Consider the following 25,219-nt stretch of genomic DNA (forward strand, 5'->3'; position numbering starts at 1 on the left):
GGTCATGCCAGCCGTTTAGCAGGCTTCTATGACGAAGGCAATAATGATATAAAGAAGTCTTTATATGTTTATATGGTCCGGCGGACCGTTACATATCTTCGCCGAACTTGTTCTGGATCAGCTGGTCCAGCGCGTCGAGCGCCTGTTCGGCCTGGTTGCCGCTGGCCGAGACCAAGACGCTGGAGCCCGGGCTCGCGGCCAGCATCATCAGTCCCATGATCGAATTGCCGCCAACGGTCATCCCATCCTTCGACACGGTGATCGAAGCGTCGAAAGTCTCGACCGTCTGCACGAATTTCGCCGAAGCGCGCGCATGCAGGCCACGCTTGTTGATGATGAGAATTTCGCGGGAGAGCTGGACGGTCATCTGGGGCTCGTTACTTGCCGCTCAAGACGCGGCTGGCGACATTGATGTATTTGCGGCCGGCTTCGGATGCCTCGGCGAGCGCCTTTTCCATATTGTCCTCGCCGCGCACGCCGGCGAGCTTGATCAGCATCGGCAGGTTCATGCCGGCGATCACTTCGGTATGTCCACTGCTCATCACGGAGATCGCCAGATTGGAAGGGGTACCACCGAACATGTCGGTCAGGATGACCACGCCATGGCCGTCATCGGCGTTTGCAACAGCGCCCAGAATGTCCTGGCGTCGCTGATCCATGTCGTCTTCGGGGCCGATACAGACCGTCTCGATGAATTTCTGAGGACCGACAACATGTTCGACCGCATGACGAAACTCTTCAGCCAGCTTGCCGTGAGTGACAAGCACAAGTCCGATCATGATACTACTGCTCCCAATGGCGTATGCAAACGGTAGGCCCAATATCGCAACGCAGCAATCGCGTCCACCGTGGGGGCACATCTTGGCTATGAAAAGCCGAATGGCAAGACAAAAATGCACGGTTTCGCGCGCCAGCTGCCGGTTTCGTGGGCATTAGCGCCCTATTTCAGGTGCTTTGGCCATCAATACCGCCAGTGGAAGCGGCACATTAGCCAGCAACCGAATGACGGGCAGCGTGATACCCGTTGAAACCACGGTCGTCTCACCCTCCGGCGGCACACGGTCTTCCCCCGAAGCGTGGCCGGGGAGCACCGCATAATGCATGGGCGCTTCCTGGATAAAGGGGATGCGGACGATGCCGGTTCCGCGCAGCTCGATCAGTCCTTGTATGGAAGGCAGGCACGTCGCGATCGCCATGTTGTCCCGTGCCGAGATCATCACCTGATCGTCGGCGACCAGAGCCGCATCGGTGCCGATCCGCCGGGCCTCGGTCAGGCACGCAAAGGCCAGCATTGACTTGCCCCAACCCGATGGCCCCATGAAGAGAAGCCCGGTCTTTCCGACGACGATCGCCGTCGCGTGAATATTGACCGGGGCCGTGGTCATGCGTTGGGATCTGCTGGCAGCGCTAGCGTGAAGCGGGCGCCGACCACCTCTTCGGTCTCGGCGTCGATGATGTTTTCGGCCCGCAGCGAGCCGCCATGCGCTTCGGCGATCTGCCGGCTGATGGACAGGCCGAGGCCGGAATTCTGCCCAAAGCCTTCGGACTCCGGCCGGTCGGTGTAGAAGCGCTCGAAGATGCGGTCGATATTCTCGGCCTGGATACCGGGGCCGTTATCCTCGATATAGACGATGCAGCGCGACCGGGTGCGCACCAGACGAACGGTGATTTTCCCGTCCTGGTCGGAGACGAAGGAGCGCGCGTTCTCAATCAGGTTGGTGACGATCTGGCCGATGCGCAGGTCGTGGCCGTTGACCAGGAAGCGCGTCTTCACGCCGGGCTTGCGCTCGATCGCGAACTCGATCTGCACTTCCTTCTTGCGGTTGCGGATCTGCCGCGAGATCTCCACGAGGTCACGAAGCAGAACTTCCAGATCCACCGATCCCGCATCGACGCGGGCAAGCTCGGCGTCGAGGCGCGAGGCGTCGGAGATATCGCTGATCAGGCGGTCGAGGCGGCGCACGTCGTGTTGGATGACATCCATCAGCCGCTTCTTGGAATCGTCGGATTTCGCCAGCGGCAGCGTCTCGACGGCGCTGCGCAGCGAGGTCAGCGGGTTTTTCAGTTCGTGGCTGACGTCGGCCGCGAAACTCTCGATCGCGTCGATCCGGTCATAAAGTGCGGTCGTCATGTCGCGCAGCGCGATGGAGAGGTTGCCGATCTCGTCCTGGCGAACGGAGAAATCGGGGATTTCCTCACGCTCCTTGGAGCCGCGACGCACGCGGATCGCCGCGGCCGAAAGGCGGCGCAGCGGATTGGCGATCGTCGACGACAGCACCAGCGACAGGAGCACGTTGACCAGCGTCGCCACGCCGAAGACGCGCATGATGCCGAGACGCTCGGCATGAACGATATTGTCGATATCGCCGGCCTGCGTCGATAGCAGCAGCACGCCAAGCACGGCACGGAAACGCTGGATCGGCACCGCGACGGAAACGATCAGCTCGCCCTTTTCCGTGGTGCGGACGACAGCGCCGCGTACACCGGTCAGCGCGTTCATGACTTCAGGGTAGATCGAACCGTCGCCACCCGGCGCTTCCTTGTAAAGCGGCAGGTTGCCCGGCTGCAGAACCTTGTTGAAGATCGTTGTGAACCACTCGCCCCAGGTCTGCTCTTCATCGGCAACCGGCGGCAGGTCGAAGCGCAGCACCTGGCCACGCGAGTAGAGATGGCGCGAATCGAGCAACAGGTTCGCGTCGGCATCGAAGATGCGCGCGCGTGTGCGGGTCGGCGAGATCAGCCGGCGCAGAACCGGCGCGACCTTTTCCGGATCGATGGGAAACTCCAGGTCCTCGTCGTTCGGGACCGGCGTGATGCTCTGGCCGGCCTGCAGCTCCAAGAGCTTTTCGGGATCGATGGTGATCGAGTTGGTATCGACCGAGGCCGAAGCCGAGACGGCGCCGGCGATGATCTCGCCTTGCGTCAAAAGGCTCTCGACGCGGGCGTCGATCAGCCCCTCGCGAAACTGGTTGAGATAGAGAATGCCGCCGACGAGAACGACGAGCGCTGCGAGATTGAAGAAGAGGATGCGGCGCGTCAGGCTGGAAAAGACGGCGTTGCCGAAGATACGGCGAATGATCGTGAAGGGATGCGACCAGCGTCGTCCCCTGACGCGTCGGCCTACGCCGTCTGCGTCATCCAGATCCTTCTCCTGCACCAACTGTGCCAACGACAGCCCTTTCGAAGAGCGGGCCGCGTCCGCGGCGCCGGCTCTCATATATTCCTATCCGCCGCGCCCTTGGGCGTCAGGCTGCTTCGCGGAAGCGGTACCCCACTCCGTAGAGCGTTTCAATCATATCAAAGTCGTTGTCGACCATCTTGAATTTCTTGCGCAGCCGCTTGATGTGGCTGTCGATGGTACGGTCGTCGACATAGACCTGCTCGTCATAGGCCGCATCCATCAGCGCGTCACGGCTTTTGACGACGCCGGGGCGCTGCGCCAGCGAGTGCAGGATCAGGAATTCGGTAACCGTCAGCGTCACCGGCTCGCTCTTCCAGGTGCAGGTGTGGCGCTCCTGGTCCATCACAAGCTGGCCGCGCTCGAGAGAGCGCGCGAGCTGTGCGGCACCGGGCTTGGGTGCTGCACCTGTCGCGGCAGCTGCCGCTGCTTCCCGGCCGGCGGCGCGGCGCAGGACGGCGCGAACGCGCTCGACCAGCAGTCGCTGCGAGAACGGCTTGGTGATGAAGTCGTCGGCGCCCATCTTCAGGCCGAAGAGTTCGTCGATCTCTTCATCCTTGGAGGTGAGGAAAATCACCGGCATGTCGGATTTCTGGCGCAGGCGGCGCAGCAGTTCCATTCCGTCCATGCGCGGCATCTTGATATCGAAGATCGCCAGATGCGGCGGGCGGGCGAGAAGACCGTCAAGGGCCGAGGCGCCATCCGTGTAGGTCTCAACCTTGTATCCTTCGGCCTCAAGCGCGATCGACACCGAGGTCAGGATGTTACGGTCGTCATCAACGAGCGCGATTGTCGGCATTGTATTCGTCTCCGTCATCTAATGCGCGTCTCCAGGTTTTTTGAAGGTCCCCAGGCGGCCATATGAACCGGATGCGCTTATGCGGGATAAAGGTGGAACAAATTGTGGCAAAGATAAAGGGCGGCACTGTCGCAAATTTTTGAAGACAACCGAAAGTCGTGCACAAAAACTGACGCTGCCGTCACGGTTCAAACGATTTAAAATAAGAGGCACAAATTTAAATCGATTAAATAACTGATATCATTAAATAATATCGATTTATGCCACTTGCGTTTTAAAAATCCTCTCCGTAGGTTCGCGCTCAGTTCTTAACGGCGTTGAGCCCCAAGGGAAGGAAATGACCATGGAGCAGTTCGGTACACACAACCCAGCGATAGAGCTGGCGACGGCAGGTTTTGCAGGCGCGAAGAGCGTCCGCTATAACTTCACCGCCGCCGCCCTCTACGAAGAGTCGATTCGCCGGGGAGAAGCCGAACTCACCGCTCACGGCGCCTTGCGGGCATTGACCGGCCAGCACACCGGCCGCTCGCCCAAGGACAAGTTCGTCGTCCGCGACGCGAATACCGATGGCCAGATCTGGTGGGACAACAACAAGCCCATGTCGCCGGAGCATTTCGCGCTGTTGAAGCAGGACATGCTGGCGCATGCCGCCGGCAAGGAGCTCTTCGTGCAGGACCTGATCGGCGGTGCCGATGAGGCGAATGCGCTGCCGACCCGCGTCGTTACCGAGCTTGCCTGGCACTCGCTGTTCATCCGCAACCTGCTGATCCGGCCGGGGCGTTCCACGCTGGAGAGCTTTGCGCCGAAGCTCACGATCATCGACCTGCCGAACTTCAAGGCCGATCCGGAGCGCTACGGCTGCCGCACCGAAACCGTCATCGCCTGTGACCTGACGAACGGCGAAATCCTGATCGCCGGCACCTTCTATGCCGGCGAAATGAAGAAGTCGGTCTTCACGGCGCTGAACTACCTGCTGCCGGCCAAGGGCGTCATGCCCATGCACTGCTCGGCCAATGTCGGCCCGGATGGCGATGCCGCGGTCTTCTTCGGCCTCTCGGGCACCGGAAAGACGACGCTTTCGGCCGATCCGGCTCGCACGCTGATCGGCGACGACGAGCACGGCTGGGGCGAAGACGGCATCTTCAATTTCGAAGGCGGCTGCTACGCCAAGACCATCCGCCTATCGGCCGAAGCCGAGCCGGAGATCTACGCGACGACGCAGCGCTTCGGCACCGTGCTTGAAAACGTCGTGCTCGATGAAAACCGCGTTCCCGATTTCAACGACGGTTCGCTCACGGAAAACACCCGTTGCGCATATCCGCTCGATTTCATCCCGAACGCCTCGGAAACCGGCCGCGCCGGCCATCCGAAGACGATCATCATGCTGACCGCCGATGCCTTCGGCGTCATGCCGCCGATCGCCAAGCTGACGCCGGATCAGGCTATGTACCACTTCCTGTCCGGCTACACCGCCAAGGTGGCCGGCACGGAGCGCGGCGTGACCGAGCCGGAAGCGACCTTCTCGACCTGCTTCGGCGCCCCCTTTATGCCCCGGCACCCGTCGGAATACGGCAATCTGCTGAAGGAGCTGATCGGTCGCCACGGCGTCGAATGCTGGCTCGTCAACACCGGCTGGACTGGCGGCGCTTATGGCACCGGCAAGCGCATGCCGATCAAGGCGACGCGCGCGCTGCTCGCCGCAGCGCTCTCGGGTGAACTGAGCAAGGCCGATTTCCGCGCCGATCCGAACTTCGGCTTTGCCGTTCCGGTCGCGGTCGAAGGTGTCGAAAGCGGCATTCTCGACCCGCGCTCGACCTGGGCCGACGTCGCTGCTTATGACGCGCAGGCGAACAAGCTGGTGACCATGTTCATCGACAATTTCGCCAAGTTCGAAGGCCACGTCGACGGCGGAGTGCGCGATGCGGCCCCGGGTTTTCGGGTGGCCGCTGAGTAAATCAGCGACAACTGATTGATGATTCACGTGAAACCCGGTCGTGAATGGCCGGGTTTTGCGCGTTTTGAAGCGCCTTTCCAAGCGGGAGGCGATGTGAGATAGACATCACATGGCCAGCGACCCGCTCTATATCAACGACAGGATCACCATTTCAGGATGGGAACTGACGGAACAGTTCGTTCTGGCGGGCGGTCCCGGCGGGCAGAACGTCAACAAGGTCTCGACATCAGTCCAGCTGTTCTTCAACATCCAGAATTCGCCGGCGCTGAACGAGCGTGTGAAGATCAACGCCGTGAAACTGGCAGGCCGTCGCATGTCCAAGGAAGGCGTGCTGATGATCGAGGCGAGTCGCTTTCGCAGCCAGGAGCGCAATCGCGAGGATGCGCGCGAGCGGCTGAAGGAGCTGATCCTCGAGGCCGCCAAGCCGCCGCCGCCGCCGCGCAAGAAGACCAAGCCGACCAAGGGCTCCGTGGAACGCCGACTGAAGGCCAAATCCGGCCGCTCCGACGTCAAGAAGATGCGCAGCCGCCCGAGCGGCGAGTAAGCCAGAGGAGGGCGCGATGCTGCAACTGCCGAACGGCATTCGCCACAGCCCGGATTATCTCAGCCGCTCCCGCCAGGAAGCCCTGGTCGATGTCATCCGCAGCATCGTCGCACAGGCGCCGCTCTACACGCCGGTCATGCCCGGAACCGGCAAGCCCATGTCGGTGCGCATGACCAATTGCGGCTCGCTCGGCTGGGTCACCGATAAGGAGCGTGGCTACCGCTACCAGCCGACCCATCCGGCCACGGGAAAACCGTGGCCCCAAATCCCGGCCGAATTGCTCGCTATTTGGAATGATGTGTCCGGCTACGACAAGCCACCCGAGGCCTGCCTCGTGAATTTCTACGCGGACGACGCCAAGATGGGCCTGCATCAGGACAAGGACGAGCAGGACCTTTCAGCGCCCGTCGTGTCCATTTCGCTCGGAAACACCTGCCTCTTTCGCGTCGGCGGCCTCGATCGCACGGACAAGACCATGTCCTTCAAGCTCTCAAGCGGCGATGTCGTCATTCTGGGCGGCGAGGGGCGCCTGTGTTTCCACGGCGTCGACCGCATTTACCCGTCGACATCCACGCTTCTGAAGAATGGCGGCCGCATCAACCTCACGCTTCGGCGCGTGAACCCCTAAAGCTTGCGGAGCGCCACCTGCTCGATCAGGTGATTCTGCCCCTTGCGCAAGATCAGATCCGCGCGCGGACGCGTGGGCAGGATGTTTTCGCGCAGGTTCTTCAGGTTGATGTTCTGCCAGAGCCCCTCGGCGATCGACAGCGCTTCCTCCTCGCTGATCGAGGCATAGCGATGGAAGAACGAGTTCGGGTCGCGGAACGCCGTCTCGCGCAGTCCCATGAAGCGGGTTACATACCAGTCGTGAATCCGGCTTTCGTCCGCGTCGATATAGATCGAGAAGTCGAAGAAGTCCGAGACCATCGGCACGATCTTGCCGCCCGCCGGCAGGTCGCGCGATTGCAGCACATTGATTCCCTCGAAGATAAGGATATCAGGGCGGTCGATGATCTTGTGTTCGTTCGGCAGCACGTCATAGACGAGGTGCGAGTAGGACGGCGCCTTGACGTCGGGCTGCCCGGCCTTGATCGCCGCCAGAAACCGCAGGATCGCGCCGGTATCGTAACTCTCGGGGAAACCCTTGCGCTGCATCAGGTTCTCCCGCTGCAGCACGGCGTTCGGATGGAGGAAACCGTCCGTCGTGACGAGGTCCACCTTCGGGCTCGACGGCCAGCGGCGCAGAAGCTCTTTCAGAATACGCGCGGTCGTCGATTTCCCCACCGCCACCGAGCCGGCGATCCCGATCACGAACGGTGTCTTCGCCACGTTAGACAGGCTAAGGAACCGGTTGCGCTGCTTGAACAACAGCAGCGATGATTCCACATGCGCCGAAAGCAGGCGCGACACCGAGAGATAGATGCGCCGGACTTCGTCGAGATCGATCGGGTCGCCCATCGAGCGCAGCCGCGTAACCTCGTCCGAGGTCAGCGTCATCGGCGTATCCGCCCTGAACTTCGCCCATTCCTCGGAAGAAAAGAAGTGATAGGGCGAATAGGCATTCGCCTGGAAATGATCGTGCGCTTCGGGCGCTCCGGTGATCTGTCTTGCGATACCCATCAGCTTTGCCGACTGGCCTTCTCCCTGAGGCCGGATTGAGCGGTACGGCGCTCAAGTTCCGCCATGACATCTTGTAGCGGAATACCGGCGATCTTCAATACGACCAAGAGATGATAGAGCACGTCGGCCGCCTCATAGGTGAGGTTTTCGCGGTCGTCGGTCACAGCCGCCATCACGGCTTCGATCGCCTCCTCGCCAAGCTTCTTCGCCGCCTTCGGCTGGCCGGCCGCAACGAGCTTCGCCGTCCAGGATTCGTCCGGTGAAGCCTTCGACCGCGCGTCGACGATCTTTTCGAGGTCGCTGAGTGTGAATTCGCTCATCATATCGCTTTCAGTCTCAGTCGAGACGCATGTCGATGCCGCAGGAAGACATATAGCGCTTCGCTTCGCCGACGGAATAGGTGCCGAAGTGGAAGATCGAGGCGGCGAGAACCGCGGTTGCATGGCCTTCCTTGACGCCGGCCACGAGATCGTCGAGATCGCCAACACCGCCTGATGCGATGACGGGAACGCGCACCGCGTCGGCGATCGCCCTCGTCAGCGCCAGATCGTAGCCGGCTTTCGTTCCGTCTCGGTCCATCGAGGTCACCAGCAATTCGCCGGCCCCGCGCTCGACCATTTTGCGCGCGAAATCCACCGCATCGATGCCCGTCGCGTTGCGGCCGCCATGGGTGTAGATCTCCCAAGCGCTGGCGTCTCCGCCAGCTGGCGTCTGCCGGCGCTTGGCATCGATCGAGACGACGATGCACTGGTCGCCGAACTTGTCGGCCGCTTCCGCCACGAAATCAGGATTGCTGACGGCGGCCGAATTGATCGATACCTTGTCGGCGCCGCACAAGAGCAGCTTGCGAATGTCTGCGATCGTGCGAACACCGCCGCCGACGGTAACCGGCATGAAGCACTGGTCGGCCGTGCGCGACACAACATCGAAGATCGTTTCGCGGTTGTCGGAGGAGGCAGTGATGTCGAGGAAGCAGAGCTCGTCGGCGCCGGCCGCATCATAGGCCTTGGCGGCCTCGACGGGATCACCGGCATCGACGAGGTTGAGGAAGTTGACGCCTTTGACGACACGGCCGTCCTTGACGTCGAGGCAGGGAATGACGCGAGCCTTCAGGGTCATTGCGCGGTCTCCTTCGCGCGCGACGCCGCAATCAGCGCCAGCGCTTCCGTGGGATCGATACGGCCGTCATAGAGCGCACGGCCGGAAATCGCGCCTTCGAGCTTGGCGGCATCCGGCTTCAGCATCCGCTTGATGTCGTCGATCGAGGCCAGTCCGCCCGACGCGATGACGGGGATCGAGACGGCATCCGCCAATTCCAGCGTCGAATCCCAGTTGATCCCGGTCAGGATGCCGTCACGGTCGATGTCGGTGTAGATGATCGCCGCCACACCAGCGCCCTCGAACTTTTTGGCGAGCTCGATGATGCCGAGCTCGGACGCTTCCGCCCAGCCCTCCACAGCCACCTTGCCGCCCTTGGCATCGATGCCGACGGCCACATGGCCTGGAAATTTCTTGCAGGCCTCGATCACAAGCGCCGGATCGCGCACGGCAACTGTGCCCAGGATCACCCGTGACAGCCCGCGCGACAGCCAGCTCTCGATATGATCGAGCGTACGGATACCGCCGCCGAGCTGCACCGGGTTCTTGGTGGCTTTCAGGATCGCATCGACCGCAGCGCCGTTGACGCTTTCGCCGGCAAACGCGCCGTTGAGATCGACCACGTGCAGCCATTCAAAGCCCTGGTCCTCGAAGGCCTTGGCCTGCGCGCCGGGGTCGGGATTGTAGACGGTGGCCTGCTCCATATCGCCCAGCTTGAGGCGAACGCACTGGCCGTCCTTGAGGTCGATGGCGGGAAATAGGATCATTCTGTCAGTCCTTCAAAGGCGCGAGCTCAGGGCTTCCAGCGCAGGAAATTGGCAATCAGGGCGAGACCGAGCTTCTGGCTCTTCTCCGGATGAAACTGCGCGCCCGCCATGTTGTCGCGACCGACAAAGGCCGTCAGCGGTCCGCCGTAACCCGTGGTCGCGATCACATCCTCGTGGTTCCGAGCTGACAGATGGTAGGAATGCACGAAATAGGCATGCAGCCCGTCGGTGCCGGTCACAATACCCTCGAACAGCGGGTGAGGGCGCTTCAGGTCCAGCGTGTTCCAGCCGATCTGCGGTATCTTCAGATTGGGATCATCAGGCGTCATTTCAACGACGTCACCGGGAATCCAGCCGAGACCCTCGGTCGTGGTCTTCTCCAGCCCGCGCGAGGACATCAGCTGCATGCCGACGCAGATGCCGAGGAAAGGCCGCGCCTTCTTCTCGACGACGTCGATCAGCGCCTCGGTCATCCCCGGCACGGCATCCAATCCGCGGCGACAATCGGCATAAGCGCCGACACCCGGCAGCACGACGCGATCGGCGGCGGCAACGACCTCGGCCTTGTCGGTGAGGTCGATCACTGCGTCAACGCCGGCCTCGCGGGCGGCCCGTTCAAAGGCCTTCGTCGCCGAACGCAGATTGCCGGAACCGTAATCGATAATTGCGACGCGCATCAGCGTCCTCCATCAAAGCCAAAGAGACCGAGGGATGTTGCGGTGCCGCGCTCAGTGCGGCTCCCGCCATCCCACTGCGGCGACGGCATACGCGTGTCGTCACGGAGATCGGTCTGAATTTCAGAAAAGTAGATTTCCTCGGCGACATCGAGCCGATCGGCCGAAATCAGCGCCTCGTCCTGCCAGCCTTTGGCGGCGAGGTTGCGAACCCGCAGGTTCTGTCCCTCGAACCCGACAAGCAGGCTGGTGCCGAAGGTGACAGCAAAGCCGACCAGCCACATTCCGGGTTGATCCATCAGCGCGCCGCCGATGCTCTGCAGCAGAAAGGCGGCGACGGCGTAAAGCCAGAGCCGGTGGATGGCGAGCCAGATCCAGGGAAACAGGAAGCCGAGCACAGTAAAGCCGTCGCGAATGAACCGCGTCTTCTCGTGCTTGATATCGGCGCCGCCGGGGGCGGTCAGAACCAGATAGCTGGAAGTCATGTCGTCAAGCTCCCTGAAGGGGCTTAGACGAGCGTGCCCTTCGTCGAGGGTACACGGCCCGCCTGCCTAGGATCGATCTCTGTCGCCGTGCGCAGCGCGCGGGCGACGGCCTTGAAGCATGTCTCGGCAATATGGTGGTTGTTGGCACCATAATGGTTCAGGATATGCAAGGTGATCCCGGCGTTCTGGGCGAGTGCCTGGAAGAATTCGCGAACGAGTTCGGTGTCGAACGTGCCGATCTTCGGCGCGCTGAACGATACGTTCCAGACGAGGAAGGGGCGGCCGGAGAGATCGACGGCGGCCTTCGTCATCGTCTCGTCCATGGCAAGGTCGATCGAGGCGTAGCGGGTGATGCCGCGACGGTCGCCGAGCGCCTTGGCGATGGCCTGGCCGATCGCGATGCCCGTGTCTTCCACCGCATGGTGGTCGTCGACGTGCAAATCGCCCTTGGTCTCGATCTCCATGTCGATCAGCGAATGTCGCGACAGTTGGTCGAGCATATGGTCGAAGAAGCCGACGCCGGTCGAAATCGTCGATTTCCCGGTGCCGTCGAGATTGACGGAAACGGAAACCGAGGTCTCGTTGGTCTTGCGGGATACGGATCCCGTGCGGCTTGCTGCGGTCTCGGCCATATGGCTACTCCACTTGGAAATACGGGGGTTCCTTATCAGGCGTGCCGGGAAATATCCAGAAGCGCGGGTCGAGAAATCGACGCCGATTGCAATCGCGATTTGCCAACTTACATAGGGCTCAACAGGGCCGATGTGCGGCCCGAGGTAAGAGCCCGCCTGACGGGCAAGGGTATGATAGATGACAACCATTATTACAGTTCGAAAGGGCGGCAAGGTCATCATGGCGGGCGACGGACAGGTCAGCCTCGGCCAGACCGTCATGAAGGGCAATGCCCGCAAGGTGCGCCGCATCGGCAAGGGCGACGTCATTGCCGGTTTCGCCGGCGCCACCGCGGATGCCTTCACGCTCTTGGAGCGGCTTGAAAAGAAGCTCGAGCAATATCCCGGCCAGCTTATGCGCGCCGCCGTCGAGCTCGCCAAGGACTGGCGCACCGACAAGTATCTGCGCAACCTCGAAGCCATGATGCTGGTCGCCGACAAGTCGGTGACGCTGGCGATCACCGGTAACGGCGATGTGCTTGAGCCCGAACATGGCGCCATCGCCATCGGCTCCGGCGGCAACTACGCCTTCGCCGCCGCCCGCGCCCTGATGGACAGCGACAAGTCGGCCGAAGAAGTGGCCCGCCGGGCGCTCGATATCGCCGCTGATATCTGCGTCTACACCAACCACAATCTCGTGGTCGAAACGCTCGACGCCGAATAACGGCAATCGTTCACAATGGGTCCTGTGGGCCGGGCCGCGAACGGCCGGCCGGAGCAGGAAAGCCAAGAGGATATCATGACCAATTTTTCTCCCCGGGAAATCGTCTCCGAGCTGGACCGCCACATCATCGGCCAGCATGACGCCAAGCGCGCCGTCGCCATTGCGCTGCGCAACCGCTGGCGCCGCCAGCAGCTCGATGAGAGCCTGCGCGACGAAGTGATGCCCAAGAACATCCTGATGATCGGCCCGACCGGCGTCGGCAAGACGGAAATCTCCCGCCGCCTCGCCAAGCTCGCCGGCGCCCCCTTCATCAAGGTCGAAGCCACCAAGTTCACCGAAGTCGGCTATGTTGGCCGCGACGTCGAGCAGATCGTCCGCGATCTGGTCGAGGTCGGTATCGGCCTTGCGCGCGAAAAGAAGCGCGCCGAGGTCGAGGCCAAGGCCCATATGAGCGCCGAGGAACGTGTGCTTGACGCGCTCGTCGGATCGACCGCCTCGCCGGCCACGCGTGACAGTTTCCGCAAGAAGCTGCGTGCCGGTGAGCTCGATGACAAGGAAATCGATATCGAAGTGGCCGACACCAGCACCGGCATGGGCGGCTTCGACATCCCCGGCATGCCCGGCGGCGGCAATATCGGCATGATCAACCTGTCGGAAATGTTCGGCAAGGCCATGGGCGGCCGCACCAAGAAGGTGCGCACCACAGTCAAGGCCTCCTACACCGACCTGATCCGCGACGAATCCGACAAGCTGATCGACAATGAAGTCATCCAGCGCGAGGCCGTGCGCTCCGTCGAAAACGACGGCATCGTCTTCCTCGACGAGATCGACAAGATCGCCGCCCGCGATGGCGGCATGGGCGCCGGCGTCTCGCGCGAAGGTGTGCAGCGCGACCTGCTGCCGCTGGTCGAAGGCACCACCGTGTCGACCAAGTACGGGCCGGTGAAGACTGACCACGTGCTCTTCATCGCATCGGGCGCGTTCCACGTCTCCAAGCCATCTGACCTGCTGCCGGAATTGCAGGGCCGTCTGCCGATCCGCGTCGAGCTGCGCCCGCTGACCAAGGAAGACTTCCGCCGTATTCTCACGGAAACCGAGGCCAGCCTGATCCGCCAGTACAAGGCGCTGATGGAAACCGAAGGCCTGACGCTCGAATTCACAGATGACGGCATCGATGCTCTTGCCGATGTGGGTGTTCACCTGAACGCCTCGGTCGAAAACATCGGCGCGCGTCGCCTGCAGACTGTCATGGAGCGCGTGCTGGATGAAATCTCCTTCAACGCGCCGGATCGCGGCGGCACCTCGGTCACGATCGATGCCGAATACGTGCGCAAGCATGTCGGCGACCTCGCCCAGAACACCGACCTCTCGCGCTTCATTCTGTGATGCGCAAACACCGGTCTCAGGCTTTACTGGTATGATGCCGTAACTTTGACCGACTGAACTCTCGACAACGGGCCTTTTACTTTTTAGTGAAAGGCCCGCTTTGTTGTTGGCGCCAGCATTATTCGGCCAAGATTTTGGTACAGTCAGCGCGCCAGCCAAGCTGGAAATGCCGACCGATACCGGAAATGCCTCTATTGGAAATGATGGGAAAGCTGATCGTGCGACGCCTTCTGACGAGCCTTGTAATCGCCGCCACGGTCTTGACCGCCGCGCCCGCTTTTTCCATGCAGCTCGTGCCTCCGGGCAATCGCAACGTCGAGCAGCCGAACGTTCCAGGCGCATCGGTCCGCCGCACCAAGGGCACCAAGACCACCTTCGATCGCAAGTACGACAAGGTCCACGAGCTCCTGGCGACAGACCATGAGCTGATGGGCAAGATCAAGAAGGTCTCGGCGGCCTATGGCATCGACCCGATCCACGTGATTGGCGCGATCGTCGGCGAGCACACCTACAATGTCGACGCCTACGACCGCCTGCAGTCTTACTACGTCAAGGCCGCGTCCTACGCCGGCCAGAGCTTCCGTTTCGCCTATGACGGCGAGGATGTGGACGATTTCATCAAGCGCCCGCAGTTTGCAGAGTGCAACGGCAAGACAGATTCCTACACGCTGTGGAGCTGCCGCGAGGATGTCTGGGAAAGCGATTTCCGCGGCAAGACCGTCGGCGGCAAGAACTTCCCGAACAATCGCTTCAGCGCCGTGTTCTTCCAGCCCTTCTACGCCGGTCAGACTTTCGGCCTCGGCCAGATCAATCCGCTGACCGCCCTGATGCTCTCCGACCTCGTCAGCAGGGTCTCCGGCATCAGCAAGCTCAACGAGAAGGATGCCGGCAGCGTCTACAAGGCGATCATGGACCCGGATATCTCGCTTGCCTTCGTGGCCGCCGCCGTGCGCCGCTCGATCGACGACTACAAGCAGATCGCCGGCATGGATATCTCGAAGAATCCGGGCCTGACGGCAACGCTCTACAATCTCGGCAATTCCCGCCAGCGCGCGGCAGCGCTAGCCGCCAAGAACCGCGCGTCGGGCGAAACGGTCTGGCCGGAAGAGAACTATTACGGATGGTTGATCAACGACAAGCTGGACGATCTGGAGCGCCTGCTCTAGTTTTTTAGCCTTGCCGGGGAGGGCAATCTTCCGCGAAAGGCCAGTATTCGATGGACATGCGTCCAGATCCGTTCGTTCCGCCAGCGCCCGTTCCACGCACCGTGCCGCCGAGCCGGCTTGAGATCATCCGCACCATCCTGCGCAATCCGCTGGAGCTGTGGGGCGAGCCTTCATATACGCTGCCCTTCATCAAGACGAAGTTCTTCCGCGAACGCACGATCATCGTCAACGATCCCGGCCTGATCAAGCACGTGCTTGTTGATAACGCGGCCAACTACCGCATGTCGGATATCCGCCAGCTGATCCTGCGGCCGATCCTGCGCGATGGCTTGCTGACTGCGGAAGGCGAGGTCTGGAAGCGCTCACGCAAGGCCGTCGCACCAGTCTTCACGCCGCGCCACGCCAATGGTTTCGCCGGCCAGATGCTGCGCCAGTCCGAAGACTATGTCCGCAAGTACGAAGAAGCGGGCAGCGACGGAAAGACCTTCGAGATCGCCAGCGACATGGCCGAACTCACCTTCGCCATCCTCGCCGACACGCTGTTCTCAGGCGAGATCGTCACCTCCTCCGACAGTTTCGCCGACGACGTCAACGCTCTCCTGCATCGCATGGGCCGCGTCGATCCGATGGACCTGTTGCGCGCGCCCTCCTGGGTGCCCCGCGTCACCCGCATCGGCGGCCAGAAGGTACTCGAGAAATTTCGCACCATCGTCCGCGAGACCATGGATGCGCGCTTGGCCCGCATGGAAGCGGACCGCGACACGACGCCCGAGGATTTCCTGACGCTGTTGCTCGACCAGGCAAAGTCTGGCGGGCTGACCAACGCCGAGATCGAGGACAATATCCTCACCTTCATCGGCGCCGGCCACGAAACCACGGCCCGCGCACTCGCCTGGACGCTTTATTGCGTCGCCAACACGCCGCATATCCGCGACGCCATGGAGGAAGAGATCGACCGTGTGCTCGCGACGGGCGCCGAGCCGGTGAAGTGGCTCGATCTCATGCCCTATACCCGCGCCGCCTTCGAAGAGGCCCTGCGCCTTTATCCGCCGGCCCCGTCGATCAACCGCGCCGCGATATCGGATGATCGCTGGACGAATGCTAAAGGTGAGACTGTCGAGATCGAGGCCGGCGTCACCGTGCTGATCATGCCCTGGACACTGCATCGCCACGAACTCTATTGGGACAAGCCCCGCGCCTACATGCCGGAGCGCTTCCTGCCTGAAAGCCGCGCCAAGATCAGCCGCTTCCAGTTCCTGCCCTTCGGCGCCGGCCCGCGCGTCTGCATCGGCGCCACCTTCGCGCTGCAGGAAGCGGTGATCGCGCTCGCTGTCATGATGCACCGCTTCCGCTTCGACATGACGGATGAGACCAATCCCTGGCCGGTGCAGAAACTGACTACCCAGCCGCAGAACGGCCTGCCGATGCGTGTCACGCCGAGAGTTCTTGCCTGAAAAGGCATAAATCTTTCAAACTATTGCCTGATTGACTATGAATGAAAGCCGGTCAAAGTGGCAGCATGCGAAAAACGCGCCGCCCGAGGAGATAGTCTATGAGCCGCATCGAAAAACACGGTCTTGCGATTGAAGCCGTCCTTCATGATTTCCTGGTCAAGGAGGCGCTTCCCGGTCTCGGGCTCGATGCGGACAAGTTCTTCGCCGACTTCTCGGCCATCGTCCACGATCTGGCGCCGAAGAACCGCGAATTGCTCGCCAAGCGCGACGCGCTGCAGCTGCGCATCGACGATTGGTATCGCCAGCACGGTGCGCCGACCGACATGGACGCCTATCAGGCATTCCTGCGCGAGATCGGCTATCTCCTTCCCGAGGGCTCCGATTTCCAGGTCACGACGACCAATGTCGACCCGGAGATAGCTTCCATCGCCGGCCCGCAGTTGGTCGTCCCGGTCATGAACGCCCGCTACGCGCTGAATGCCGCCAATGCCCGCTGGGGCTCGCTCTATGACGCGCTCTACGGCACCGACGCGATTTCCGAGGCCGATGGCGCGGAGAAGGGCAAGGGCTACAACCCGAAACGCGGCGAAAAGGTCATCGCCTGGGTCCGCGATTTCCTCGACAACGCCGTTCCGCTTGTCGATTGGAGCTGGAAGGCCGTCGCCGGCCTCGTCGTCAAGGACGGCGCGCTCGCTATCACGTCCACTGACGGCGAGCATGTCGTGCTGAAGGATGCTTCGCATTTCGCCGGCTATCGAGGCGATGCAGCGGCCCCCACCAATATCCTCCTGAAGAACAACGGCATCCATATCGACATCGTCATCGATGCCGGAACCGCGATCGGCAAGAGCGACGCCGCCCACATTTCCGATGTCTGGCTCGAATCCGCCATCACCACGATCATGGACTGCGAGGATTCCATCGCCGCCGTCGATGCCGACGACAAGACCGAGGTCTATCGCAACTGGCTCGGCCTGATGAAGGGCGATCTGCAGGAAGAGGTCGTGAAGGGTGGCAAGAGCTTCATCCGCAAGCTCAATCCCGATCTCGATTACACCGGCCCTGGTGGAGCCAGCTTCGAGGTCCATCGCCGCTCGCTGATGCTGATCCGCAATGTCGGCCACCTCATGACGAATCCGGCTATCCTTGATCGCGATGGCAATGAGGTGCCCGAGGGCATCATGGACGCGATGATCACCGCCGCCATCGCGCTCTACGACATCGGCCCCAACGGCCGCCGCAAGAATTCGCGCACCGGCTCCATGTATGTCGTCAAGCCTAAGATGCACGGCCCCGAGGAAGTCGCCTTCGCCGTCGAAATCTTTGGCCGCGTCGAGGATGCGCTCGGCATGGCGAAAAACACCATGAAGATGGGCATCATGGACGAGGAGCGCCGCACCACCGTCAACCTCAAGGAATGCATCCGTGCGGCCCGCGAGCGCGTCGTCTTCATCAACACCGGCTTCCTCGATCGCACCGGCGACGAGATGCACACCTCGATGGAAGCCGGCCCGATGATCCGCAAGGGCGACATGAAGCAGGCCGCCTGGATCGCCGCTTACGAGAACTGGAACGTCGACATCGGTCTCGAATGCGGCCTCTCCGGCCATGCGCAGATCGGCAAGGGCATGTGGGCTATGCCGGATCTGATGGCAGCCATGCTGGAGCAGAAGATCGCCCATCCGAAGGCCGGCGCCAACACCGCCTGGGTCCCGTCGCCGACGGCCGCCACGCTGCACGCCACCCATTATCACCGCGTCAACGTCGCCAATGTCCAGCGCGGCCTGAAGGATCGCCCGCGCGCCAAGCTGAGCGATATCCTCTCCGTGCCCGTCGCCGTCCGTCCGAACTGGACGCCCGAGGAAATCCAGCGCGAACTCGACAACAACGCGCAGGGGATCCTGGGCTACGTCGTGCGCTGGGTCGACCAGGGCGTTGGCTGCTCCAAGGTTCCCGACATCAACAATGTCGGCCTGATGGAAGACCGCGCGACGCTGCGCATCTCGGCGCAGCACATGGCGAACTGGCTGCACCACAAGGTCGTCACCGAAGATCAGATCGTCGAGACGATGAAGCGCATGGCCGCCGTGGTCGATGGCCAGAACGCCGGCGACGCGGCATATCATCCGATGGCTAAAGATTTCGACCACTCGATCGCCTTCCAGGCCGCTCTCGAGCTTGTGTTGAAGGGCAGGGCGCAGCCGAACGGCTATACCGAGCCGGTCCTGCATCGCCGCCGCCTGGAGTTGAAGGCCGCGCAAGCGGCCTGATCCCCACACAGCAAATACAAAAAGGCCGCCGGAGCGAATGTTCCGGCGGCCTTTTTTATACCGAATTTCAGGTCCAGCTTACTGGATGACGATGACCTTGGAGGTCGTCTTGCCCGGACGGACGCGGCTGTAGAGATCGATAACGTCCTGGTTGATCAGACGAATGCAGCCCGAAGAAGCGGCAGTGCCGATCGAAGCCCATTCCGGCGTGCCGTGCAGGCGGAACAGCGTGTCCTTGCCTTCTTCGTTGAAGAGGTACATGGCCCGCGCGCCGAGCGGGTTGGAAAGGCCGGGGCCCATGCCGTCTTCGACGTACTTGGCAATCTCGGGGCGGCGAACGGCCATTTCCTTCGGGGGATGCCAGTTCGGCCATTCCTGCTTCCAGGCGACGTATGCGGTGCCGGCCCATGCGAAGCCCTGCTTGCCGACGCCGATGCCGTAGCGCATCGCCTTGCCGCCGGGCATGATGTAGTAAAGGAAGCGCTCGCGGGTATTGACGATGATCGTGCCCGGACGTTCCGTGGTTTCGTAGGAGACAACCTGCCTGTGGAACTGCGGCTTGACCTTCTGGATCGGGATCGCCGGCAGCGAATATCCGGCATCCGTGGTGACGCCGTAAGCGTCGTCGAAGATCTGCGCGGTCTGGACGGTCGGACCCGGCATGGCAGCCTTGTTTTCAACAGAGGCGCTCTCGGAAGTCGTGGAGCAACCGGCCAGAGCGAGCGTCGCCATCAGGCCGAATACAGGAAGTGCATTGCGGATGCGCATGGATGTCTCTTAAGAATGGGGCAAGGGAGGATCGTTCTTTCGAACCATCTTAGATTATGGTTTATTTTCGATTAACTTCGCCTTGGCAAGCTGTTGCAATGCGGCGGAGCAATTACGCAACGGCAAACTAGAACCGCATGGTTTTTTTGCAACAACGCGCGCGCCGGACCCGAGCTTATCCATGACGATTTTGAGTGTTTACAATAACAATCCGTTAATCGATGGCCGGCAATCGGACAGAGCCATGCTGGTGCGCCGCGGCACTCAAATTCTACTTCACGAGATGCGTCACGCCGTGCTGCCGGAACTGCCGCTCGCAAGCGGCCGGCGCGCCGATCTGATCACCGTCTCGGACAAGGGCGAAATCTGGATCATCGAGATCAAGACGTCGATCGAAGACTTCAGGGTGGACCGCAAATGGCCGGAATACCGCCTGCATTGCGATCGGCTGTTCTTCGCGACACACAAGGATGTGCCACTCGATATCTTCCCGGAGGATTGCGGCCTGTTTCTTTCGGATGGTTATGGCGCCCACATGATCCGCGAGGCGCCCGAGCATAAGCTCGCGCCCGCCACCCGCAAATCCGTCACGCTGAACTTTTCGCGCGCGGCCGCCCAGCGCTTGCTGATGGCCGAATGGGCCACCGGCAAGCCGCTCGGCGTCGACGATATCTAAACTTGAATTTACTTGGGCGCCCGCTTGGCAAGAATGCGCTGCAATGTGCGGCGATGCATGTTGAGCCGGCGCGCCGTCTCCGAAACGTTACGTTCGCAAATCTCGTAGACACGCTGGATATGCTCCCAGCGAACCCGGTCGGCCGACATCGGGTTCTCAGGCAGCTCGACCTTCTCGCCGCTGCGCTGCGTCAGCGCCGCATAGACATCGTCGGCATCCGCCGGCTTGGCGAGATAGTCGACGGCGCCGAGCTTCACCGCGGTCACCGCCGTTGCGATATTGCCGTAACCCGTGAGGACGACGATACGGGTATCTTCGCGCTTCTGGCGGATCGCCTCGATGACTTCGAGACCATTACCATCGCCGAGCCGCAGGTCGAGCACCGCGTATTTCGGCGGATTGGCGTGAGACTTGGCCACACCCTCCGCCACCGATTCCGCTGTCTCCACCTGAAAGCCGCGCGTCTCCATGGCGCGCGCCAGCCGGCGCAGGAACGGTCCGTCGTCATCGACGATCAGGAGGCTCGCATCTGGGCCGATATAGTCGTCGCTGGCGGGGGAGGGGTCGGTAATCTGCTCGCTCATCTATTCAATCCTGGCGCTGTCAGCCCGATATAGGCCTATTGCATTGCGTTTTCTTTAGCCCCATCGGCTCATTTTGTCGAATGCGTATCGATCAGCACCCGCGGCCATTCGACGCGAACGCGCGCGCCGACATAGTCAGGACCCCGATTTTCGAAGGTCAGCACCGCGCCAGAGCGCTCCAGCAGCGTCTTGGCGATGAACAGCCCGAGCCCCAGCCCGCCGGCGCGGTCCTCCTTCTGCCGCTTGGTCACATAGGGCTCGCCGATCCTGAGCAGGACGTCGGGCGAGTAGCCTTCGCCGTCGTCCTCGATGGTGATCCGCACTTTTTCCTGGTCGTGCTCCACCGTGACCGTCACTTCCTGGCGGGCATAATCGACGGCGTTCTCAACCAGATTGCCGAGCCCGTACATCATCCCGGCATTGCGCTCCGTCACCGGCTCGCCCTTGCGCGGCGCTTTTTCCACGAGGTTGAGCTTGATGCCGAATTCGCGGTGCGGCGCCACGATCTCCTCCATCATCGAGGAAAGCGGCAGTCGCCTCAGATGCGCATCGCCCTCGGCCGAGAGCGTCGTCAGCCGGCGCAGGATGTCCCGGCAGCGCTCGCTCTGGCTGCGCAGCAGCTGCACATCCTCGCGGAAGCGATCGTCATCCTTCAGCTCCCGCTCCATCTCCTTGGCAACGACGCTGATGGTGGCGAGCGGCGTTCCCAATTCGTGTGCGGCCGCCGCAGCCAAACCATCAAGCTGCGACAGATGCTTCTCGCGCTGCAGCACCAGTTCAGTCGCCGCCAGCGCTTCGGCCAGCTGCCGTCCTTCCATGGAGACGCGATAGGCATAAAAGGCGGCAAACGTCATGGTGGACGCGATCGCGCACCACACCCCGAACTGCATGAAGCTCGGAATGTTGATCTCCGCCCCATCGAACCAGGGAAGCGGAAAGGGCGTGAACGGCAGTATGGTGATGCAGACCAAGGCCACGACGATCAGCGGCATGCTGTAGCGGATCGGCTGCGACGCGAAGGCGATGATAACGGGAACGCACACCAGCACCGCGAATGGATTGACCAGCCCGCCGGTGATGAAGAGCAGCGCGCAGAGCTGCAACAGATCGAAGCCGAGCAGCGCCAGCGCCGCAACCGGGTCGATGCGGTGCGTCGCAGGATAGCGGATCATCAGATAGAAGTTGACGATCGCCAGCGCCGTGATCAGCGCGATGCACGCCTGCACCGGCAGCGGAAATTGCAGCCAGAGGGCAACGATCAGCACCGTCGCCGTCTGTCCGCAGACGGCAAGCCAGCGCAGACGCACCAGCGTCTCCAGCCTCAGCCGACGGCTGCTCTGCCTATCTTCCTCGGGCATGCTTTCGACCTTGTCGGCCATCTCTTTATTCTTGATCGGCATTGCGGCTCATGTTCCTCGTGGTTTTGCCCGGGTCGTCGGCAGTGCTTCCTCCGGCCTCTCCGGCCAGGGATGTCGGGGATAGCGCCCGCGCATATCGGCGCGCACATCCTTCCAGCTCCCGGCCCAGAACCCCGGAAGATCACGCGTCGTCTGGATCGGCCGATGCGCCGGCGATGTCAGCTCGAGCAGCAGCGAAAGCCGCCCGCCGGCAATGGCAGGATGCGCCTTCAGCCCGAACAGCTCTTGAACCCGGATGGTCAGCGTCGGCTCTTCCCCGTCATATTGTATCGGATGCCGCTGCCCGGTCGGCGCGTCGAAATGCGTCGGCGCCAGCCGCGAAAGGTCGCGCTGCAGCTCGTGCGGCACCAGCGCCATCAATCCGTTCGAAAGCCCGCCCGCCGAAATGTCGGAAAGCCCGCGCGCATCCGCCTGATAGGGAATGAACCAGTCGTCCATCCGGGAAAGCAGCGCCGCCTCGCTCATGTCGGGCCATGGCGCACCGATGCTTCTATAGAGAAAGCCGATTCGATCGCGCAGCTGCATCGCTTCCTTGGAAAACGGCAGCTGATCCAGCCCGATCTCCTTGATCCCCTCGGCCAGCGCCCGGGTGACAGCCTCGCCGGATGGCCGAGGCAGCGGCGTCTCGTCAAAAACGATGGCGCCGAGCCGCGTCGCCCGCCTTGCGCGCACCTGCTTGCTTTGCCGGTCGAAGAAGGTCTGGTCGTCGGTGCGGATCGCGCCCGGCAACTCCGCCTCGACATCCCCGCGCGTCACCTCGGCCGCCGCGAGAATCCGTGCCTGCGCCGCCCGGCCCGTGAGGTCGGCAATCACAAGCATCGGGCTGCTCGCCAGCCGCTCGGTCTCGGCAATCTCTGCACCGCGCCCATTGGCCATCACGAACCGACCGCGCCCGCCGCGCTGCAGCGCGATGCGATCGGGAAAGGCATGAATGAGGAGACGGCCGGCAAGTCCCGGCTCGTCGGCTACCGCCTTATCGCGCCCCTTCGCCAGCCGGATAGCCAACTGCCGCGCCGCCTCGGCCCGCTCGCCGCGCTCGGATTTGAACCGGCGTAGCCGGTCCTCGAGATCGATGCTCGTCCCACCCAATCCCTGTTCCGTCAGAAGCACGGCCATCATCGCCGCCTCCCGCGCATGGCCGGTCTCTCCCGAGGAGATCACCATCGCCGCCAGCCGTGGCGGCAGCGCCATGTCGCGCATCTCCCGCCCGCGCGCGGTCAGCCCACCATCCCGGTCGAGCGCGCCGAGTTCGCGCAGCAGCGCGCGCGCCTCGGCAAGCGTCGTCTCCGGCGGCTGGTCCATGAAGCCGAGCGCCCGCGTATCCTGCACGCCCCAATGGGCGAGATCGAGCACGAGGCCGGAAAGATCGGTCGAGAGAATCTGCGGAGGCGTGAAGGCGGGCATCGCCGCCGTCTGTCCTTGACGCCAGAGCCGGATGGCAATCCCCGGCTCCGTTCGGCCTGCGCGTCCGGCCCGCTGGTCGGCCGAGGCGCGAGACACCTTGACGGTTTCCAGCCGGGTGATCCCTGTCGATGCCTCGAACACCGGCAGGCGCTGCAATCCGCTGTCGATCACGATCCTAACACCATCGATGGTGATCGAGGTCTCGGCGATCGAGGTCGCCAGCACGATCTTGCGCGTGCCTGCCGCCGCCGGCCGGATCGCCGCGTCCTGTTCCTTCTGGCTGAGATTGCCATAAAGCGACGCGATCACCGTCGTCGCGTCGAACCGCTCCCGCAGCCGCTCGGCCGTCCTGGTGATCTCGGCCTGTCCAGGCAGAAAGGCGAGGATCGATCCGCTCTCTGCTCTGTGGGCGTCGACAATGGCGCGCGTCATCGTATCCTCGATCCGCTCCCCGCCCGGCCGGTCCTGATAGCGAATATCGATCGGGAAGCTCCGTCCCATGCTTTCGATCAAGGGCGGGTTGTCGAGCAGCGCCACCACGCCGGCCACATCGAGCGTCGCCGACATGACCAGGATCCTGAGATCCTCGCGCAGCGCCGATTGCACGTCGAGCGCCAGCGCCAGTCCGAAATCGGCGTCGAGCGATCGCTCGTGAAATTCGTCGAAGATCACCGCCGATACGCCCGAGAGCTCGGGATCGTCGAGGATCATCCGCGCGAACACGCCCTCGGTCACCACCTCGATCCGCGTCCGCGCCGAAATCCGGGTATCGAGCCGCATGCGATAGCCGACGGTCTCCCCGACATTCTCATTGAGCAGTGCCGCCATCCGCCCGGCCGCCGCGCGCGCCGCAAGCCGTCGCGGCTCGAGCAGAATGATCCTGCCGTCGCCGCGCCATGCCTCATTGAGAAGATAAAGCGGCACCAGCGTCGTCTTGCCCGCCCCCGGCGGTGCCGAAAGCACGGCGCGCCGCGCGGTGGTTAGTGCCGCGCCGATCTCGGGCAGAACATGGGAGACCGGGAGCTCCGGCAGGGCACGCAGGTCGATCACGCCTCGTCTGTCCTCTTCTGTCTATATATATGGCTGGGCGGAACGGCTCCGCATCTCTCTATTAGGCGCACTCTATAAAGGGCGAGGGCGGTTCGGCAAACCGGTGATGACGCCGATTACGCGCGTTCGATGCGGCGTGAAGGAGGAATATTGCCGGTTTTGGGCTGTATCGGCGCATTCAGCCCCGAAAAACGCCGGCGCTGTCACACAGCCAATCTGGCCGCTATCCGATGTGCGTGAAATTCCCCCAGTCAAAACAACATGTTATAAAACTGTCAAAAAACTTTGCGTGTGGTTGTTGACTTGTTCGGTGTGTGGGCCTTATAAGCCGCTTCACAGAACGAGGGCGGCGGCGCTGCTGGCGACGGTGACTTTCGCTCTGGATTTCTTTGATTGGCTGCGATGCTGATTGGTCCCGGACTTTAAGGTTTGGGACGGGGAATTTCGACTGGTTTGATCTGGTCTGTTATTTGACAATTGAAGATGAGAAGAAAGAGAAACGTGGGCGGCGGAGTTCGCGGGATCGACAGAGATGTCGGTTCTTTGAAAGAGACTTTGGCGGTCACGTTTATCAAGAGAAGTTACACTG

At 62.2% G+C, this 25,219-nt stretch carries 26 protein-coding genes; 9 read left to right on the plus strand and 17 right to left on the minus strand.

All coding sequences use genetic code 11. The features are described 5' to 3' along the window. Window positions 1-88: 88 nt before the first annotated feature. The 5 genes from D460_RS0124015 to D460_RS0124035 form a co-directional block, all read right to left on the minus strand. Window positions 89-367, minus strand: a complete 279-nt coding sequence (locus tag D460_RS0124015; protein ID WP_018901147.1) for an HPr family phosphocarrier protein — start codon at window positions 365-367, stop codon at window positions 89-91. 10 nt (window positions 368-377) lie between these two features. Continuing rightward, on the minus strand, window positions 378-779 hold the full coding sequence (locus tag D460_RS0124020; RefSeq protein WP_018901148.1) for a PTS sugar transporter subunit IIA: 402 nt from the start codon (window positions 777-779) through the stop codon (window positions 378-380). A gap of 153 nt (window positions 780-932) precedes the next feature. Further along, the gene (locus D460_RS0124025; RefSeq protein WP_018901149.1) at window positions 933-1,385 is read right to left on the minus strand and encodes a hypothetical protein; all 453 of its coding nucleotides are present in this window, start codon (window positions 1,383-1,385) and stop codon (window positions 933-935) included. Next, a complete protein-coding gene (locus D460_RS0124030; RefSeq protein WP_026283476.1) occupies window positions 1,382-3,169 on the minus strand; it encodes a sensor histidine kinase in 1,788 nt (595 codons plus the stop codon). The genes D460_RS0124025 and D460_RS0124030 overlap by 4 nt, the downstream gene beginning before the upstream one ends. A gap of 76 nt (window positions 3,170-3,245) precedes the next feature. Next, window positions 3,246-3,977, minus strand: a complete 732-nt coding sequence (locus tag D460_RS0124035) for a response regulator transcription factor (protein ID WP_196809369.1) — start codon at window positions 3,975-3,977, stop codon at window positions 3,246-3,248. Between the two features lie 343 nt (window positions 3,978-4,320). Between D460_RS0124035 and D460_RS0124040 the strand changes: the two genes are divergently transcribed. The 3 genes from D460_RS0124040 (at window position 4,321) to D460_RS0124050 (ending at window position 7,103) form a co-directional block, all read left to right on the plus strand. Then, complete coding sequence (locus D460_RS0124040; protein ID WP_018901152.1) at window positions 4,321-5,931, plus strand: phosphoenolpyruvate carboxykinase; 1,611 nt, start codon at window positions 4,321-4,323, stop codon at window positions 5,929-5,931. Window positions 5,932-6,040: 109 nt separating this feature from the next. Next, complete coding sequence (arfB, locus tag D460_RS0124045) at window positions 6,041-6,475, plus strand: alternative ribosome rescue aminoacyl-tRNA hydrolase ArfB (protein ID WP_018901153.1); 435 nt, start codon at window positions 6,041-6,043, stop codon at window positions 6,473-6,475. A gap of 16 nt (window positions 6,476-6,491) precedes the next feature. Continuing rightward, on the plus strand, window positions 6,492-7,103 hold the full coding sequence (locus D460_RS0124050) for an alpha-ketoglutarate-dependent dioxygenase AlkB (RefSeq protein WP_018901154.1): 612 nt from the start codon (window positions 6,492-6,494) through the stop codon (window positions 7,101-7,103). Here D460_RS0124050 and coaA read toward each other — a convergent pair. From coaA to hisB, 7 genes are read right to left on the minus strand one after another with little or no spacing between them, the layout of a single operon-like run. Further along, complete coding sequence (gene coaA, locus D460_RS0124055) at window positions 7,100-8,095, minus strand: type I pantothenate kinase (RefSeq protein ID WP_018901155.1); 996 nt, start codon at window positions 8,093-8,095, stop codon at window positions 7,100-7,102. The genes D460_RS0124050 and coaA overlap by 4 nt on opposite strands. Next, complete coding sequence (locus D460_RS0124060) at window positions 8,095-8,415, minus strand: phosphoribosyl-ATP diphosphatase (protein WP_026283477.1); 321 nt, start codon at window positions 8,413-8,415, stop codon at window positions 8,095-8,097. Before D460_RS0124060 ends, coaA begins: the two co-directional genes overlap by 1 nt. A gap of 16 nt (window positions 8,416-8,431) precedes the next feature. Continuing rightward, complete coding sequence (gene hisF / locus D460_RS0124065) at window positions 8,432-9,214, minus strand: imidazole glycerol phosphate synthase subunit HisF (RefSeq protein ID WP_018901157.1); 783 nt, start codon at window positions 9,212-9,214, stop codon at window positions 8,432-8,434. Further along, on the minus strand, window positions 9,211-9,960 hold the full coding sequence (hisA, locus tag D460_RS0124070; protein ID WP_018901158.1) for a 1-(5-phosphoribosyl)-5-[(5-phosphoribosylamino)methylideneamino]imidazole-4-carboxamide isomerase: 750 nt from the start codon (window positions 9,958-9,960) through the stop codon (window positions 9,211-9,213). The genes hisF and hisA overlap by 4 nt, the downstream gene beginning before the upstream one ends. A gap of 26 nt (window positions 9,961-9,986) precedes the next feature. Next, window positions 9,987-10,637 (minus strand): imidazole glycerol phosphate synthase subunit HisH, encoded by a 651-nt coding sequence (gene hisH / locus D460_RS0124075; RefSeq protein ID WP_018901159.1) that lies wholly within the window; start codon window positions 10,635-10,637, stop codon window positions 9,987-9,989. Beyond that, entirely contained in the window at window positions 10,637-11,119 is a 483-nt protein-coding gene (locus tag D460_RS0124080; RefSeq protein ID WP_018901160.1) for a DUF2628 domain-containing protein, read from the minus strand. The genes hisH and D460_RS0124080 overlap by 1 nt, the downstream gene beginning before the upstream one ends. A 23-nt stretch (window positions 11,120-11,142) precedes the next feature. Beyond that, a complete protein-coding gene (gene hisB / locus D460_RS0124085; RefSeq protein ID WP_018901161.1) occupies window positions 11,143-11,751 on the minus strand; it encodes an imidazoleglycerol-phosphate dehydratase HisB in 609 nt (202 codons plus the stop codon). Window positions 11,752-11,929: 178 nt separating this feature from the next. Here hisB and hslV point away from each other — a divergent pair, with 178 nt between their 5' ends. From hslV to D460_RS0124110, 5 genes are all read left to right on the plus strand, one after another. After that, the gene (gene hslV, locus D460_RS0124090; RefSeq protein WP_018901162.1) at window positions 11,930-12,454 is read left to right on the plus strand and encodes an ATP-dependent protease subunit HslV; all 525 of its coding nucleotides are present in this window, start codon (window positions 11,930-11,932) and stop codon (window positions 12,452-12,454) included. A 75-nt stretch (window positions 12,455-12,529) separates the two neighbouring features. After that, window positions 12,530-13,840 (plus strand): ATP-dependent protease ATPase subunit HslU, encoded by a 1,311-nt coding sequence (gene hslU, locus D460_RS0124095; RefSeq protein ID WP_026283478.1) that lies wholly within the window; start codon window positions 12,530-12,532, stop codon window positions 13,838-13,840. A 218-nt stretch (window positions 13,841-14,058) separates the two neighbouring features. Beyond that, window positions 14,059-15,006 carry a DUF1402 family protein gene (locus D460_RS0124100; protein ID WP_026283479.1) on the plus strand — a complete coding sequence of 316 codons (948 nt, stop codon included), beginning with the start codon at window positions 14,059-14,061 and terminating at the stop codon, window positions 15,004-15,006. A gap of 50 nt (window positions 15,007-15,056) precedes the next feature. Continuing rightward, a complete protein-coding gene (locus tag D460_RS0124105; RefSeq protein ID WP_018901165.1) occupies window positions 15,057-16,460 on the plus strand; it encodes a cytochrome P450 in 1,404 nt (467 codons plus the stop codon). Between the two features lie 98 nt (window positions 16,461-16,558). Continuing rightward, window positions 16,559-18,730, plus strand: coding sequence for a malate synthase G (locus tag D460_RS0124110; protein WP_018901166.1), 2,172 nt, complete (start codon window positions 16,559-16,561; stop codon window positions 18,728-18,730). A gap of 78 nt (window positions 18,731-18,808) precedes the next feature. Here the strand turns inward: D460_RS0124110 and D460_RS0124115 are convergent, their stop codons facing one another. After that, window positions 18,809-19,498, minus strand: a complete 690-nt coding sequence (locus D460_RS0124115) for a L,D-transpeptidase (protein WP_018901167.1) — start codon at window positions 19,496-19,498, stop codon at window positions 18,809-18,811. A 181-nt stretch (window positions 19,499-19,679) separates the two neighbouring features. Between D460_RS0124115 and D460_RS0124120 the strand changes: the two genes are divergently transcribed. Beyond that, window positions 19,680-20,174, plus strand: a complete 495-nt coding sequence (locus D460_RS0124120; RefSeq protein ID WP_026283480.1) for an MmcB family DNA repair protein — start codon at window positions 19,680-19,682, stop codon at window positions 20,172-20,174. A gap of 8 nt (window positions 20,175-20,182) precedes the next feature. Here the strand turns inward: D460_RS0124120 and D460_RS0124125 are convergent, their stop codons facing one another. The 4 genes from D460_RS0124125 to D460_RS36665 all read right to left on the minus strand — a co-directional run. Further along, window positions 20,183-20,758, minus strand: a complete 576-nt coding sequence (locus D460_RS0124125; protein ID WP_018901169.1) for an ActR/PrrA/RegA family redox response regulator transcription factor — start codon at window positions 20,756-20,758, stop codon at window positions 20,183-20,185. 68 nt (window positions 20,759-20,826) lie between these two features. Beyond that, entirely contained in the window at window positions 20,827-22,137 is a 1,311-nt protein-coding gene (locus D460_RS0124130) for an ActS/PrrB/RegB family redox-sensitive histidine kinase (protein ID WP_026283481.1), read from the minus strand. A 27-nt stretch (window positions 22,138-22,164) separates the two neighbouring features. Further along, a complete protein-coding gene (hrpB, locus tag D460_RS0124135; RefSeq protein WP_026283482.1) occupies window positions 22,165-24,621 on the minus strand; it encodes an ATP-dependent helicase HrpB in 2,457 nt (818 codons plus the stop codon). A 342-nt stretch (window positions 24,622-24,963) separates the two neighbouring features. Next, on the minus strand, window positions 24,964-25,219 hold a 256-nt coding region (locus tag D460_RS36665), incomplete at its 5' end, for a hypothetical protein (RefSeq protein WP_210162760.1).

The sequence above is a fragment of the Rhizobium sp. 2MFCol3.1 genome (genome assembly GCF_000377565.1).
In the GTDB taxonomy this organism is placed as follows: Bacteria; Pseudomonadota; Alphaproteobacteria; order Rhizobiales; family Rhizobiaceae; genus Rhizobium.